This is a genomic window from Agrobacterium tumefaciens, from assembly GCF_013337285.1.
Lineage (GTDB): Bacteria > Pseudomonadota > Alphaproteobacteria > Rhizobiales > Rhizobiaceae > Agrobacterium > Agrobacterium burrii.
Genome location: NZ_SUPW01000001.1, coordinates 170,374 through 185,502 on the forward strand (window position 1 = coordinate 170,374; position 15,129 = coordinate 185,502).

The window sequence follows — 15,129 nt, forward strand, 5'->3', positions numbered from 1 at the left end:
TGCTGATGACTGGCTGCCGGAGAACCCGGCAACCCTTTGAACCGATGAAGACAGGCGCGGGCGCACCTGTAATTCCCGAGAGGGATGGTTATGCCTTTCGCCGCATGGTTTCAATGCCGGGATTGGGCGATGATTGGCAGGTATGAAGATCGAAGATGCGGAAATGCGGCTGGGGGCCGTCCGCCTTCGGTGTGAAGATGATGCGACGCGTTTCGCCGGCGGAAAGATCGAAGAGGTTGTCGGAGTACCTTCCCGGCTGGTCTGCCTCCAGCATGACGAAGAGGGCGAGACCGGCAGCGGCGACATCGATTTCAAACTGGCCGTTTTTCAACGGGCCAACGGAAAGTTCCAACCCGGCGGGCTGAAGCTCCAGCGCCTTGTAGGTGTCGCGAACATGATGGCCTTCGCCGGTCATGCCGTTGGAGGCAATGAAGCTCCATGCGAGGATGGCGCCATCCGGCAGGCTGTCCATGTCGATTTCAGTCAGCGTCGCGGCCTTATCCGTCGCGCATGTGCCGTTGGCGGATTTCAGCGGCACGCGGTTGCCGTCCATGGTCAGCGCGACGATGTTCATGTCGATCTCGACGTCTTCCGCCGTGTCGTTGACCATGGAAAAGCTCACCTGTCGTCCATCCCTGGAGGGAATGGCCGAGACCGTGACCGGCTGGAAAAAGCGGCGAGCAGCGTAATGCAGCGCCTTCCAGCCGCCGCCATAATCGAGGCTCGACCATGAGGCGACCGGCCAGGTATCGTTGAGCTGCCAATAAAGCGTGCCCATGCAATGGGGCTTTAGCGAGCGCCAGTAGTCGACAGCCGTGCGGATGGCCAGCGCCTGCTGGACCTGGCTCAGATAGACGAAGTTCTCGAAATCCCTGGGGAAGCGGAAATAACGGAACATGGTGCCGGCGATCCGTTCATTGCCGCCGACATTCTTCTGGTGCAGCTCGATGACCGGGGAAGCGATGTTCATGTCTTTGTCTTCGGCATAGGTGCGGATGACGGGCATGGATGTATAGGACTGGAAACCGAATTCGGAGCAGAAACGCGGTTTGACCGACCGGTAATTGTCGAACGACTTGTTCTCGTGCCAGACGGACCAGTAATGCATGTCGCCGGAGCCATCCGCGTGCCAGGCATCGCCATAATCGAGATAACCCGATGCAGGGCTCGAGGGCCACCAGAGCGCTTCGGGGGCGGCTTTTTTCAGGGCTCTTTCGATCGTGCGGTTCAGGCGGTCGTAGGCGACGAGATAACGGTCGCGATTGTTGCGGGATTCATCGAACCAGGTCAGCGCCCCCACCAGCTCATTATCGCCGCACCAGAGCGCGATGGAGGCATGCGAGGACAGGCGTTTCACCTGATAATCGACCTCGTGTTCGACATTGTCCAGAAAGTCTTCGCTGCAGGGATAAAGATTGCAGGCGAACATGAAATCCTGCCAGACCAGCAGGCCAAGGCGGTCGCAGAGATCGTAGAACCAGTCTTCCTCATAAAATCCGCCGCCCCAGACGCGGATCATGTTCATGTTGGCCTCGACGGCGGAGCAGAGGAGGTCTTCGGTCTTTTCCCGGCTGGTCAGCGAATAAAGCGCATCTGATGGAATCCAGTTGGCGCCGCGGCAGAAGATTTCCCGGCCATTGATGCGGAAGGCGAAGCGGCTGCCGGCCTCATCCTTGTCCGTCAGCAGTTCGATGGTCCTGAAGCCGATCTGACGGGTGACGGTTTCGTCGGGCAATTCTACCGCGAGCGTATAGAGCGTCTGTTCGCCGCTGCCCGCTGGCCACCATAGCGCGGGGTTCTCCACGAAGAAGACGTGGCGCACCACCGTCTCGCCTGCGCCAACACCGCAATCGAGCCGCAGCCTTTCATCATTGAGGGAAAGGTAGACCGGCAGGCTTGCCGGGCCTTCGGCAAACAGCGTGACGGCCACATGCAGCTCGACGCCGCCTTCGACATGGTGCTGCGAGGTGACGACATGCTCGATGCGGGCCGTATCGAGGCGCTTCAGCAGGATTTTGCCGTAAAGGCCGAGCGGCGCAATGGCGATGTTCCAGTCCCAGCCGAAATGGCATTGCGGCTTGCGCAGCATGTTGCCATTGGCGATCGGCGAATTGCCCGGGTGATAGGGAATATAAAAGGGCTGCCGCGCCTGTCGCTCTGCGCCGGCCACGATGTTGGAATGGAAATGGATGCGGATGGTGTTCTCGCCTGGCCGCACGGCGCGCGAAATATCGGGGCGGTAACGGCGGAAACAATTGTCGGCGCTCAGGACCGGGATATCGTTGACGAAGATGATCGCGACGGTGTCGAGATAATCGATATCGAGATACCAGCTGGCATCGGCCTCATCGAGGATGAATGTGCGCTCAATGATCCAGTCCCGCTGCGCCACCCATTGCACCGCGTTTTCATTGGCGCCGTGATAGGGGTCGGGAATGATGCCGGCGTTTTTGAGCGCGGTATGAATATCGCCTGGAACGGAAAGCTCGGTGGCATGATCTCCGTCCACCGATGTGAGGCGCCAGAGCCCGGCCAGATCGATGGTGGTTTCGGGCGTGGAGGAAGAGATCATGTTCGGACCCTGCATATATGAATTCGAAGAAGACAGACCGGCATTATGGAGCAGGCTTGTGTCAGAATCTGGGGGAACTGGATGCCGGCAAAACGGCTTTTGCCGGTTCGCTCCGCTTCACAATTTCCTCCCTCCGGCAACGTTACCGTAAAACAAACGTGCCGTCATGCCTTTGATTGCCGACTTGCGAGGTTAAAAGCGTTCGTCATCAACGCTACACGGTGAGGAAGTGGTCTTGTTTTTATAATTCGATATTTTTGATTTATATATCAATTAATTATATTTGTTTTTTAATTTAAATAATTAAGTTTGGTATGTTGAAGAAACATGGGTTTCATGGCCGCGGGAGCGGTCTCATGGGCGGAAATATTTTCTGCACCTGCATCGTTATAGCTGAATCGAGGCATGATCGGATGAGACCGAACTGTGCGAAGGGACGTTTGCCTTTGCAACAGCACAAAAGCTATCTATGATTATCGTTCGGTAAAGCGTGGCGAAATGACATGAACGATACTGGTAAATCCGGCGGAGGCGACATCCCCGCGACGACGGGCGAGCGCCCGACCTTGAAGACCATCGCCTATATGACGGGTCTTGGCATCACCACCGTGTCGCGTGCATTGAAGGATGCGCCCGATATCGGCGCCGAGACCAAGGAGCGCGTGCGGCTGATCGCCCGGCAAATCGGCTACCAGCCGAACCGCGCTGGCGTGCGGCTTCGTACCGGCAAGACCAATGTCATTGCGCTGGTGCTGAGTGTCGATGAAGAGCTGATGGGTTTCACCAGCCAGATGGTGTTCGGCATCACCGAGGTCCTCTCCAGCACGCAATATCATCTCGTCGTCACGCCGCATATCCACGCCAAGGATTCCATGGTGCCGATCCGCTATATTCTCGAGACCGGCTCGGCGGATGGGGTCATTATTTCGAAAATCGAGCCGAACGATCCGCGCGTGCGTTTCATGACGGAGCGCAACATGCCCTTCGTCACCCATGGGCGTTCGGATATGGGCATCGAACATGCCTTTCACGATTTCGACAATGAGGCTTATGCCTACGAGGCAGTCGAGCGGCTGGCGCAATGCGGGCGCAAAAGGATTGCCGTGATCATGCCGCCATCGCGATTTTCCTACCACGATCACGCGCGCAAGGGGTTCAATCGGGGGATCAGGGATTTCGGCCTTGCCGAATTCCCCATCGATGTCGTCACAATCGAGACGCCGCTCGAAAAAATCCGTGATTTCGGCGAGAGGCTGATGCAATCGGATGATCGCCCCGATGGTATCGTGTCGATCAGCGGCAGCAGCACCATCGCGCTGGTGGCGGGCTTTGAAGCGGCGGGTGTCAAGATCGGTGAGGATATCGATATCGTCTCGAAACAGTCGGCCGAGTTCCTGAACTGGATCAAGCCGCAAATCCATACCGTCAACGAGGATATCAAGCTGGCGGGCAGGGAGCTTGCGAAAGCCCTTCTGGCACGCATCAACGGCGCACCGCCGGAAACCCTGCAGAGCGTCAGCGAGCCGGTCTGGTCTTCCATGGCGCCGAAGCCGTAAGGAGCCCGGCGCCGTTCCGGATCAGGACAGGCAATCCTTCAGCGAGCCGGCAATGCCGCGCATCAGCTTGAAATAGAGGTCTGGACCGGGCTCCAGCGTTGCCGCTTCCGGATCGAGCGTCGCAGACTTCGCCGCCGTGCCTTCAGTGATGACCGAGATCAGTTTCGGCTCGAATTGCGGTTCGGCGAAAACGCAGGTTGCGCCCAGTTGACGAACCTTCTCCTGCATCTGTTTGACGCGATCTGCGCCGGGCAGGGTCTCGGGGCTGACGGTGATCGACCCCGCCGTCTTCACGCCATAACGATGCTCGAAATACTGATAGGCATCGTGAAAGACGATGAACGGCTTGTCCTTGATTGGCTTGACCGTTTCAGCCAGTTCCGTGTCGAGTGCATCCAGATCGTCGATCAGCTTTTTGGTGTTTGCCTGATAGGTTGCGGCATTGCCGGCATCGGCCGCAATCAGCGCGGTTTCGATCGTCTGGGCCATCGCCTTGGCGTTGGCCGGATCGAGCCAGAGATGAGTATCATAGGCGCCGTGCTCATGGTCGTGGTCGCCGTGGTCATGGCCATGGTCGTGGGCCGCCTCGCCATCCGCATGGTCCTCGTGGCCTTCTTCGCCATGGTCGTGTGCCTCGAAGGGGCCGCCTTCACGGAAAGGCAGCTTTTCCAGACCCTTGGCATCTTCCAGCTCCACCACCGCCGCCTTGCTGGCCAGTGCCTCCAGCGGCTTTTCCAGGAAAGCTTCCAACCCCGGCCCGACCCAGAACACCAGATCGGCCTTTTCCAGCCTGCGAGCATTGGAGGGCCGCAGATTATAGGTATGCGGCGAGGCAGCACCTTCGACGATAAGCTGCGGTTCACCCACGCCGCGCATGATGGCCGCGACGAGGGAGTGGACGGGCTTGATCGAGACCACGACATCCGGCGCAGCCGTAGCACCGGAGGCGGCGGCCGTTATTGCCCCCGACGCCATGAGCGGGATCAGGATCGATTTCATGAAATGCACTCCACTTGAAGAAGTATAGTTATGTTATTACATTTATTGCGTAACTCTATAACGTATGCAATAGCGGTAGGCAACATCGCCGAACGGACAATCCCATGCTTCATTCCGCCCGTCAGGGTAACGATATACTGGTTTCCCTTGTTAATGCCGGCGTGCAGCGCAATGGCCGCTGGCTGGTGCGCGGCGTGGAGTTTTCCGTCAGCAAAGGTGAGATCGTCACGTTGATCGGCCCGAACGGTTCGGGCAAATCCACCAGCGCAAAAATGGCGATCGGCGTGGTGAAACCGAGCGAAGGGGAGGTCTCGCGCATTGCCGGCCTGCGCGTCGGTTATGTGCCACAGAAGCTTTCGGTGGACTGGACCATGCCGCTTTCGGTGCGCCGGCTGATGACGCTGACCGGGCCGCTGCCCGCGCGCGAGATCGACGCGGCGCTGAATGCGACAGGCATTGCGCATCTTGCCGATGCCGAGGTGCAGCATCTGTCCGGCGGCGAGTTCCAGCGCGCGCTTCTGGCTCGCGCCATCGCCCGCAAGCCCGATCTGCTGGTTCTCGACGAGCCCGTGCAGGGCGTGGATTTCTCCGGCGAGATCGCGCTCTATGATATGATAAAAAATATCAGAAATTCAAGTAATTGCGGAATTTTGTTAATCTCGCATGACCTGCATGTGGTGATGGCGGAAACTGATACCGTGATCTGCCTGAACGGCCATGTCTGCTGCCGGGGAACACCGCAGGCGGTGAGCCAGAGCCCGGAATACATGCGGCTGTTCGGCGGTTCTGCCGCCAAGGCGCTTGCCGTCTACAGCCACCATCATGACCACACCCATCTGCCCGATGGCCGGGTGCAGCACGCGGATGGTTCGGTGACCGATCATTGCCATCCTGAAGATGGCCACCATCACGCCCATTCTCACGATCACCATCATGATGACCATGGCGAATGCGGTTGCGGCCATGAACATGGGGACCATGCACCCTCGAGCCACGGGCAGGGAGAACGGCATGTTTGACGATTTCTTCGTTCGCGCCATGGTCGCTGGCATCGGCGTTGCTCTGACCGCCGGGCCTCTCGGCTGTTTCGTCGTCTGGCGGCGTATGGCCTATTTCGGGGATACGATGGCCCATTCGGCGCTGCTTGGCGTCGCGCTCTCGCTGCTGTTGCAGCTCAACCTCATCGTCAGCGTTTTTCTGGTGGCATCCGCCGTTTCGATCCTGCTGATTTTTCTGCAGCGGCGGCAGGCACTGTCGTCCGATGCGTTGCTTGGCATCCTGTCCCATTCGGCGCTGGCGATTGGTCTCGTCATCGTCGCCTTCATGAGCTGGGTGCGTATCGACCTCGTGTCGTTCCTGTTCGGCGATATTCTTGCTGTCACTCGCAGCGATATCGCCCTGATCTGGGGCGGTGGGCTGGTGGTCATCGTCTCCATGGTCTTCCTGTGGCGGTCGTTGCTGGCTTCCACCGTCAATACGGAGCTTGCCGAGGCCGAGGGGCTGAACCCGGAACGTGCGAAGTTCATCTTCACACTGCTGATGGCGCTGGTGATCGCCATTGCCATGAAAGTGGTTGGCATCATGCTGATCACCTCGCTGCTGATCATACCGGCGGCGACCGCCAGACGGTTTTCCGCCACGCCGGAGGTGATGGCGGTGGTGGCTTCGCTGATCGGCGCTATCGCTGTTATCGGTGGCCTGTTCGGTTCGCTGACTTACGATACGCCGTCCGGCCCCTCCATCGTGGTTGCCGCGGTGATCCTGTTCGTTATAAGCCTGTTGCCGGCGCCGGGTTTTTCCCGCTCCGCGGATGAAGGAGGCAAGTCATGAATGCGCAAACCCAGCAGAACCTTACCAAGAACCAGTCGCTGGTCATGAATGCCCTGTCAAACGCGCATCAGCCGCTCAGCGCCTATATGATCCTCGACAAGCTGCGGGATGACGGGTTCCGCGCGCCGCTGCAGGTTTACCGGGCGCTGGAAAAGCTGGTGGAATTCGGTCTCGTGCACCGGCTGGAGAGCCTCAACGCCTTCGTTGCCTGCACCCATACTCAAGCCGAATGCTGCTCGCAACACCATGGAACCGTGGCATTCGCCATCTGCGAATCCTGCGGGCAGGTGACGGAATTCCACGATCATGAGATCGACCACCGCCTCGAGCACTGGGTGAAGGACAACAAGTTCAAGGCGGAAAAGACCACCATCGAGATTCGCGGTCTCTGCGCCAATTGTGCGTCATAGGCTTTGTTTGCGGGGCGGACATCGCTGCCCGCCATTGCTCATCCTTCGATAATCGCCAGATCTTTCGAAAAACGCTTCCAGTTCTCGATATATTTTTCGGCCGAGCGACGCAGGCCGGCGACGGCTTCGTCATCCAGCGTTCGGATGGCCCGCGCCGGCGATCCGACAATCAGTGAATTGTCGGGAAATTCCTTGCCTTCCGTCACCAACGCATTGGCGCCGACGAGGCAGTTGCGGCCGATCCTCGCGCCATTCAGGATCGTCGCACCCATGCCGATGAGTGAATTGTCCCCGATGCTGCAGCCATGCACGATGGCGTGGTGGCCGATGGTGCACATTTCGCCGATGGTGGCAGCAAAGCCGGGATCACTGTGCACCATCGCCCCTTCCTGAATATTGGTGCCGCGCCCGACGCTGATCGGCTCGTTATCGCCGCGCAATGTCGCGCCGAACCAGATGCCGACATCTTCACCGAGCGTCACCGAGCCGATGACATTGGCATCGGGGGCGACCCAGTAACGATCCGCTGCTGGGGTTTGCGGCACCCGGTCGGCGAGGCGGTAAAGCGGCATTCGGTTTCTCCCTCTGGATTATGCGCCGGCAGCGATCAGGCGACTGTGACCGACAGCCTGCCAACACCATCAACGCCACACTCGATGTGATCGCCGCGCACGATCGGACCAACACCTGCCGGCGTCCCGGTCATGATCACATCGCCGGCGGCAAGCGTAAAGAGCTTGGAAAGCTCGGCAATCACTTCCGGCACCTTCCAGATCATCTGCGCAAGATCGCCGGTCTGCTTGCGTTCACCATTGACATCAAGCCAGATCGCACCGGTGGCGGGATGGCCGATCTTGTCCGCAGGCACGATGGCGGAAACCGGTGCGGAATATTCAAACGCCTTGGCGCCTTCCCAGGAACGGCCCATTTTCTTCAGCCCGTCCTGCAGGTCACGGCGGGTCATATCGATGCCGACGGCATAACCCCAGACATGGTTCAGCGTCTCGTCCGCCGGAATATCTGCGCCGCCGCTTTTCAGAACCACAACACATTCAACCTCGTAATGCACATTCGACGATAGCGACGGGTAGGGGAAATCACTGCCGGCGGGCAGTAGATTGTCCGGGTTCTTCTGGAAATAAAAGGGCGGCTCGCGCGAGGGATCGTGGCCCATCTCGATGGCATGATCGGCATAATTGCGACCAACGCAATAGACCCGCCGCACGGGGAACATGTCGTCCGTGCCCTCAACGGGCAGGAGAACGGGTTTCGGGGCGGGGATGACGGTGGCGGCCATGGGAATTTCCTGTCGTCTCTTTAAGGTGCAATTCTTGTCCCGCGATTCCGGGCCGATTTCCAGTTGAAAATGCTGTCGAGCGCAAAACTGGCATTTTGCGGTATAATACAGCCAATGTGGGTCTGTATCCCTCGGTTCGTATCTGACCTCCATCTTCAGCGATCTGTTTCAGGCCGTGCCCGGATCTTCCTCCATAACGGTCGAAACAATGTGAGGTTTACCTGAATGCGGACCATGCCGTTGCGCTTGGTGTCATCATAACCGAGCTTCTGACCAATGCGCTTAAGTATGCCTATCCCGGTCAAACGGGTACGGTCCGTGACAGTCTATCCGAACAAAATGGACAATTCTTTCTCGTTGTGGAAGACGATGGCGTCGGTTCGAAGGCAGAATCAAAACCCCGCGGCACCGGCCTTGGCACGAAGCTCATCATGGCGATGGCGCAGAATATCGGCGCTCGCGTTGAGCAAACGCGTACGCATCCGGATTTGGGGAAGGGAACCCGTTTCGCTATGACGTGGGATGAGAAGTCGTAACTCGTAGAGCCACGTATATTGGCGGTGTAGGTGCAAGGGATTGATTGACCCCTCTATTTTCCTGTTGCTAGTTGGCTGCAGGAAGCTGACTGATCTTTCAGCCTATGAGAACCCAGCATGGGATTGAGGCTGGCAGGTTCTTCTGCATCACTCCCAACTATCGATTGATAACCTCACAGGTGACGCGCGCTGCCGACGGCGATGACGGGACCGGTCGCCTGACCGGTCGGTGAGCCGCCAAAGGGCTCGACGCTGATCGCAAAGGTGGTGCCTTCGCTGATATTGCCGCGCATATCGGCGGGAATGATCAGATCGCCATTTGCGCCGGGCTGGAAGACGCCGAGCGAGCGGGTCTTGCCGCCATCCATCACGAGCCACAACTCCAGAGATTTCTCGTCGGTCTTGCCGGTTGCGACAGGAACGATGCGCATCCGTCCCGATTCCGCATCGTAGGAGGCAAGCAGGTTGACCTGACTGTCGGTTGTCGCGAGTTCGGCCACCAGCGGTGTGGTTTCCTGCCATCTCTCGGGAAATGCGGCGTAGACGACCGCCGCTACGGCAGTCGCGCTGGTGGCGACCGATATCCACCGCCAGAAGGATGCCGAACTCCACAGGCTGCCATTGGTATTGATATGCCTGGCGCCGAACAGACGCTCCTCGATGCGGGCAAGAATGGTCGCGCTCGGCACCTGTTCCTGGTAATCGGCATTGAAGTCGGAGAATTCCGCCTCCCAGCGCTGGACGAGCTGGGCGAAGGCTTTGTCGTTCTCCATGCGCCGCTCGAGTTCGCGACGCTTTTCGACCGACAGCACGCCAAGCACATATTCGCCGGCGAGGATTTCGTCGCGCGAATGCATGCCGTCGCTGTGTTCGCCCGTCGTCATCGTTGCATGCACTCTCTGAGTTTGAGAAGGCTGCGTCTCAGCCAGGTTCTGATCGTGTTGAGCGGCACCCGCAATTCCTCGGCGAGTTCGATATAGCTCAAGCCTTCCACATAGGCCCGGCGTACCGCCTGCGCGTGAACCGTTTCCAGTTCCCGCATGCAATTGTCGATCCGGCGACCCTCGTCGGCCAGCACGATCTGCTGCTCCGGATTGCGGATGCTGTCGTCGGCGATGTCATAGGCGTCGTCGATGTCGTCGTTGAGGGGCTTGCGCGCCCTGATCGTATCGATCGCATGGTTGCGGGCGATGGCGGCAAGCCATGTTGCGGGCTTGCCGGCGCTTGCGGCAAATGTGCGGGCGCGCTGCCAGACCTTGATGTAGATTTCCTGCAGCGCCTCTTCGGCTTCGGTCCTGTCACGCAGGATTTTCAGGCAGATCGCGAAAAGCTTCGGACTGGTTGCCTGATAGAGCGAGACGAATGCTGAACGATCACCCATGCCGACACGGTTGATTAGGCTTGCGATCTCTGTGCCCTGCATTCGAACCTTCCTTGCTGCGCTTCCTTTATAAGGTCGTCCTTCACACGAAGACAAGGGATGAGGAAGAGGAAGTTCATGATGTGGGGGCCACAGGAGGGCCGCACTTACGCCGTAGCCGAGAGGAAGCGTTGTCATGATATGCCCGCCGAATTTTCCAGTGGGCCGAGGAGGCGCACCGTGACGATATAACCGATGATGGCCGCAGCTGCGGAAACGAAGGCTCCCCAAAGAAGATCGGCGATGGTGAGGGTGGTTGGCCAGTTCTTCAACGTGGCCTGATTGGTCAGATCATAGGTCGCGTAGGCCATGAAGCCGACAATCGCGCCGTAAAGCAGCGCCGTCGTCCATTCACCGGAAAGCAGGGCGGGGCGCACGGCGAGAAAGGTGAGGCCGCCAGCGTAGATGAGATAGAAGACGACCGCTGGAGCGAGCCGGAAATTTTCCGCCAGAAGATCGCCGATGGCCGGGCGGTAAAGACGCGACGCCATGGTGCTCAGCCAGATGAAATCGATCACCAGAAAGGCGACGAGCGTGAAAAAATAGGCTGCGAAATAGGTCTTCATCGGTGTTTTCCTTTGCCGGGCATTGAGAAGACGGCGAGTGTTTTTTCGTTCGGAAGACAATGGAACTAATGGATGGAACGGAGCGTGACCTGCGCTAGTCGATCCGGGTCCAGCTTATGCCCTTGCACAGAAGGCCGGCGACGATACAGCCCTTCGTGGTCATGTTATTGCCGGAAAGGGTCACCGTTATCCTGTAGGATTTGTCCCGCTGAGGATCAAAGGCGGTGCCGGAATAGATGCCCGCTTCGCTCTGCTTGATGTCCATGATCAGGCGGTCGCCGGTCTTTTCCTTCGGCGTGCCGGGTTTGATCCAGGTGTTTGTGGCGCATATTTTTTCACCACACGGCGCGATCAGCACTTTTGCCTTGCCGTCGCCACGCGCCCAGTTACCGTCGATCTCCGCCGCTGTCGCGCTGGCGCCGACCAGCATCGGGGACAGGGCAGATACAATTGCCAATCTAATGATTATCATTGTCTTTCTCCACCTGTTAGCCCCGCCTCATCGATGTTCTATCGTGTACAAGCCGACATTTATGGTCCCTTCGGCAAAACCTGCTTCGCAATAGCAGAGGTAATAATCCCAGAGCCGCCGGAAGCGGTCGTCGAAACCAAGCAGGGAAATCGTCTGCCATCGGGCATGAAAACGCTGGCGCCATTCCGAAAGCGTGAGCGCATAGGACTGGCCAAAAAGTTCTGTCTCCGTGAGCTTCAGGCCGGCTTGCCCGACGGCTTTTTCGAGCGCTGAATCGGAGGGCAGGAACCCACCGGGAAAGACGTATTTCTGAATGAAATCTGCCTTGCGCCGATATGTATCGAAGCGGTTTTCCTCGATGGAGATGATTTGCAGCACCGCACGACCGCCGGGTTTCAGGCAGCGTTTCAACGTTTCGAAATAACTTGGCCAGTAGGCTTCGCCGACCGCTTCAAACATTTCAACGGAGACGATATTGTCGAATTGGCCGGTCACATCGCGGTAATCCTGCAATCTGAGATCGATCCGGCCGGCCTTGCCTTCTTTTTCCGCCGCGTTTTTCGCCCAGCTCAACTGGGAGGGCGATAGGGTGATGCCGGTCACGCTGGCATTATGCTGCGTGGCGAGGTGGATGGCGAGCGCACCCCAGCCGCAGCCGATTTCCAGGACGCTTTTGTTGTCGGTTAGTTGGAGTTTCTCCGCAATGCATTCGAGTTTCTTGCGTTGAGCGGCCTCAAGGCTGGGTGTGGTGCCGTCAAAAAACGCTGACGAATAGAGCATCGAAGGATCGAGCCATTGCCGGTAGAACTCGTTGCCGAGATCGTAATGCGCCTCGATGTTGCGGCGGCTGCCGCGTCTGGTATTGGCATTCAGCCCGTGTGCAAGCCGGTTGATGAGGCGCATGGGCAGGCTGCCGCGCATCGACCTTGCAAATGCGTCGCGATTTTGAGCGGCGAAACGGATGAGCGCCGTCAGATCAGGCGTAGACCAGTCATTCTCGATGAAGCCTTCCGCGAAGCCGATATCGCCGTTGACGAGCATCCGGCGGATTGCCCGCCAATTATGCAGCACGATAACGGCGTGACTGCCTTCCGACCCACCCGATTTTTCGATGGTTCCGCCGCCGGGAAGGACGACGCGCAGCTGGCCCCGCTCGATATTGTTCAGCAGCCGGTTGATGAGCCATATCCCCATGCCTATGCGGCCGTTGAGGCGGGTATTCTGTGCCGGCAATTGGGAGAGATTTTCAAACGGGGTCATGAATTCTGGCCTCGATTTGCGACGATGAAGGGGGAACGAAAGAGATGGGATCGACTGGTGGCAGCGGACGCTTTCTAAACCGCACGCCCTTCAGCCAGATTTGCAGGGCTTCCCAGTGAATGCCGAGAACGACTTTCAGCGTGAGGAAGGGGATGGTGACGAAGGCTTTCAGGAGCGCGCCATCGGTCAACTCGATCCTTCGGGCAAGATGCCGGGCCGTCAGGACGGCACCGTCGTCGTCGAAAGTTTCAATGACGATCTTCAGCCTGTCACTCGGTGGGATGACGCGGAAAACATAGTGGAGGTCCATGTCCATGAAGGGCGAAACATAAAAGGCCTTGTCGCATCGTTGGACGATCTCTGTCCCCGTGCCGACCTCCACCGGGATCAGATAGGAGTGTCGTTGGCCGAAGGTGTTGTCGACTTCCCAAAGGATGGCCTTGAGCGACATGTCGCGCCCATGGCAGAAGAACACGCTGAGCGGGTTGAAGGCCCAGCCAAGCAGGCGCGGCATGGTGAGCAGGTGGATGGGACCCCCATCGACGGCCATGCCTGCCGCCGCCATGGCGGTCTCTATTTGCTGGCGCAGCCCGATCGTGCTGCCGTTGCCGCGATCCTTGCGATGAAATGAAAACAGGTTGAAACGGTCTACGGAGAAAAACCGTAATTTCCGGTTGAGCGTCTCCAACTCATCGAGATCGAGAAGCAGCGAATAAATCCGGTAGTCCAGCTTGTGGGTTTTCGGCTTGAAGCGCGCATGGGTCACGTGGCCCGGGAAAAGCGCTGAGTTAAGGGGAGGGGTCATGCCGTCGCCTCCATGAGTTGTGTGCCTGTCGCAATCGTCGCCAAATCCAGGCGAATGATCCGGCCGCTGTCGTCGGCAACCTTCCAGGGGCGGGACACGCCGCCAAGATCTTCGGCGACGGCAAGGCCTGCCTGAAGACCGTCTTCATGAAAACCAGAGCCGAAATAGGCGCCGCAGAACCAGGTGTTTCGCAGGCCCTGCAAGGCCCATAGTTCCTGACGCATCTGTTCGGTGCCAGCGTCGAAAACCGGGTGGTGATAGGTTTCCTCGGCGATGATTTTTCCTTGATCCGGTTCCCGCGTCGGGTTCAGCGTTACGAAAATGTCCTGGGTTTCGCCCAGCGGCTGAAGCCTGTTCATCCAGTAGGTGATGCTCGGCTGGCCCGCTTCAATGCGCGTGTCCGCCACATAGTTCCAGCTTGACCATGCAGCGCGCCGGCGCGGCATGAAACTGCTGTCGGTGTGAAGCACAGCGCGGTTTTGGGTGTAGGTAAAAGCGCCGAGAATGCGCCGTTCGGCACGCGTTGCATCCACGAGCATATCGAGCGCCTGATCCGCATGGGTTGCGATCACCACGTCATCGAAGCGCGCGACTTCGCCGTCCACAGTGGTGATTTCGATCCCGTCCGGCAGGCGGTGGATGCGCGTCACCGGCGTCGAGAGGCGAATTCGATCCGCAAACGGCGCGGTGATGCGTTTTACATATTCGCGTGCGCCGCCGACGACCGTGCGCCAGACTGGCCGATTGCGCAGCAACAGCAGACCGTGATTGCGGCAAAATTTGATGAAATGCGCTGCCGGATAACGGCCGACCTCCATGGCTGGCGTGGACCATATGGCCGCGGCCATGGGGTAGAGATGATCGTTGCGGAACGCCGCCCCGTAATGGTTGCGCGTGAGATAGTCGTCGAGAGACACGTCTCCCATCACATGCAGGTCTCGCGGAGCGTTGCGGTAAAACCGCAGCAGGTCCGCCAGCATCGACCAGAAACGCGGTCGCAGCGCATTTCTCTTTTGTGCCAGCAGGCCAAGACCGGTTCCGCCGGAATATTCAAAGCCGCCATTGTTAAGGGAAACGGCGAAAGACATGTTGGAGGCTGCGGTCGGCACGTCCAGTGTTTGAAGAAGCGCCGTGAGATTGGGATAGGTCCATTCGTTATATACAATGAAGCCGGTATCGACATGAACGGGCCCATTATGCGTATCGAATGTTACCGTGTTGGTGTGACCGCCGATGCGATCCGCCGCCTCGAAGACCGTGACATCGTGCCGTTGCGACAATAGCCAGGCTGCCGACAGGCCGGAAATTCCCGTTCCCACGATGGCGATGCGGCGCCGGCTTTCTCTTGGTGTTGCTTCGGTGTCGGTCATCTATCCTCACTATCGCATTACAGAAATTTGCCTTGG

The 15,129-nt window shown here is 58.5% G+C and carries 15 protein-coding genes and 1 pseudogene; 5 read left to right on the forward strand and 11 right to left on the reverse strand.

Annotated features, from left to right (window positions below):
• Nucleotides 1-88 precede the first annotated feature (88 nt).
• Nucleotides 89-2,587, reverse strand: a complete 2,499-nt coding sequence (locus tag FCH38_RS00835; RefSeq protein ID WP_174372564.1) for a beta-mannosidase — start codon at nt 2,585-2,587, stop codon at nt 89-91.
• Between the two features lie 488 nt (nt 2,588-3,075).
• On the opposite strand from FCH38_RS00835, the gene FCH38_RS00840 reads away from it, so the two are divergent.
• Entirely contained in the window at nt 3,076-4,128 is a 1,053-nt protein-coding gene (locus FCH38_RS00840; RefSeq protein WP_153513732.1) for a LacI family transcriptional regulator, read from the forward strand.
• A 21-nt stretch (nt 4,129-4,149) separates the two neighbouring features.
• On the opposite strand, the gene znuA is transcribed toward FCH38_RS00840, so the two are convergent.
• Nucleotides 4,150-5,127, reverse strand: coding sequence for a zinc ABC transporter substrate-binding protein ZnuA (gene znuA, locus FCH38_RS00845; RefSeq protein ID WP_174372565.1), 978 nt, complete (start codon nt 5,125-5,127; stop codon nt 4,150-4,152).
• Nucleotides 5,128-5,231: 104 nt separating this feature from the next.
• Here znuA and znuC point away from each other — a divergent pair, with 104 nt between their 5' ends.
• The 3 genes from znuC to zur are packed head-to-tail and all read left to right on the forward strand — an operon-like array spanning nt 5,232 to nt 7,367.
• The gene (gene znuC / locus FCH38_RS00850; protein ID WP_174372566.1) at nt 5,232-6,146 is read left to right on the forward strand and encodes a zinc ABC transporter ATP-binding protein ZnuC; all 915 of its coding nucleotides are present in this window, start codon (nt 5,232-5,234) and stop codon (nt 6,144-6,146) included.
• Entirely contained in the window at nt 6,139-6,957 is an 819-nt protein-coding gene (gene znuB / locus FCH38_RS00855; protein ID WP_174372567.1) for a zinc ABC transporter permease subunit ZnuB, read from the forward strand. The genes znuC and znuB overlap by 8 nt, the downstream gene beginning before the upstream one ends.
• A complete protein-coding gene (gene zur / locus FCH38_RS00860; RefSeq protein ID WP_174372568.1) occupies nt 6,954-7,367 on the forward strand; it encodes a zinc uptake transcriptional repressor Zur in 414 nt (137 codons plus the stop codon). The genes znuB and zur overlap by 4 nt, the downstream gene beginning before the upstream one ends.
• Nucleotides 7,368-7,405: 38 nt before the next feature.
• On the opposite strand, the gene FCH38_RS00865 is transcribed toward zur, so the two are convergent.
• Complete coding sequence (locus FCH38_RS00865) at nt 7,406-7,939, reverse strand: gamma carbonic anhydrase family protein (RefSeq protein ID WP_174372569.1); 534 nt, start codon at nt 7,937-7,939, stop codon at nt 7,406-7,408.
• A gap of 35 nt (nt 7,940-7,974) precedes the next feature.
• A complete protein-coding gene (locus FCH38_RS00870; RefSeq protein WP_174372570.1) occupies nt 7,975-8,664 on the reverse strand; it encodes a fumarylacetoacetate hydrolase family protein in 690 nt (229 codons plus the stop codon).
• Between the two features lie 101 nt (nt 8,665-8,765).
• On the opposite strand from FCH38_RS00870, the pseudogene FCH38_RS23415 reads away from it, so the two are divergent.
• A pseudogene (locus FCH38_RS23415) lies at nt 8,766-9,200 on the forward strand (sensor histidine kinase); the annotation flags it as partial.
• Nucleotides 9,201-9,373: 173 nt separating this feature from the next.
• Here the strand turns inward: FCH38_RS23415 and FCH38_RS00880 are convergent.
• From FCH38_RS00880 to FCH38_RS00910, 7 genes are all read right to left on the reverse strand, one after another.
• The gene (locus FCH38_RS00880) at nt 9,374-10,084 is read right to left on the reverse strand and encodes an anti-sigma factor (protein WP_153513727.1); all 711 of its coding nucleotides are present in this window, start codon (nt 10,082-10,084) and stop codon (nt 9,374-9,376) included.
• On the reverse strand, nt 10,081-10,623 hold the full coding sequence (locus FCH38_RS00885) for a sigma-70 family RNA polymerase sigma factor (RefSeq protein ID WP_149898502.1): 543 nt from the start codon (nt 10,621-10,623) through the stop codon (nt 10,081-10,083). The genes FCH38_RS00880 and FCH38_RS00885 overlap by 4 nt, the downstream gene beginning before the upstream one ends.
• A gap of 131 nt (nt 10,624-10,754) precedes the next feature.
• Nucleotides 10,755-11,186 carry a DUF2177 family protein gene (locus tag FCH38_RS00890; protein WP_174372571.1) on the reverse strand — a complete coding sequence of 144 codons (432 nt, stop codon included), beginning with the start codon at nt 11,184-11,186 and terminating at the stop codon, nt 10,755-10,757.
• 94 nt (nt 11,187-11,280) lie between these two features.
• A complete protein-coding gene (locus FCH38_RS00895; RefSeq protein ID WP_174372572.1) occupies nt 11,281-11,658 on the reverse strand; it encodes a DUF2147 domain-containing protein in 378 nt (125 codons plus the stop codon).
• Nucleotides 11,659-11,685: 27 nt separating this feature from the next.
• Nucleotides 11,686-12,918 (reverse strand): class I SAM-dependent methyltransferase, encoded by a 1,233-nt coding sequence (locus tag FCH38_RS00900; RefSeq protein WP_174372573.1) that lies wholly within the window; start codon nt 12,916-12,918, stop codon nt 11,686-11,688.
• Nucleotides 12,905-13,723 (reverse strand): DUF1365 domain-containing protein, encoded by an 819-nt coding sequence (locus FCH38_RS00905; RefSeq protein ID WP_174372574.1) that lies wholly within the window; start codon nt 13,721-13,723, stop codon nt 12,905-12,907. Before FCH38_RS00905 ends, FCH38_RS00900 begins: the two co-directional genes overlap by 14 nt.
• A complete protein-coding gene (locus tag FCH38_RS00910; protein ID WP_174372575.1) occupies nt 13,720-15,093 on the reverse strand; it encodes an NAD(P)/FAD-dependent oxidoreductase in 1,374 nt (457 codons plus the stop codon). The genes FCH38_RS00905 and FCH38_RS00910 overlap by 4 nt, the downstream gene beginning before the upstream one ends.
• Nucleotides 15,094-15,129: the final 36 nt, after the last annotated feature.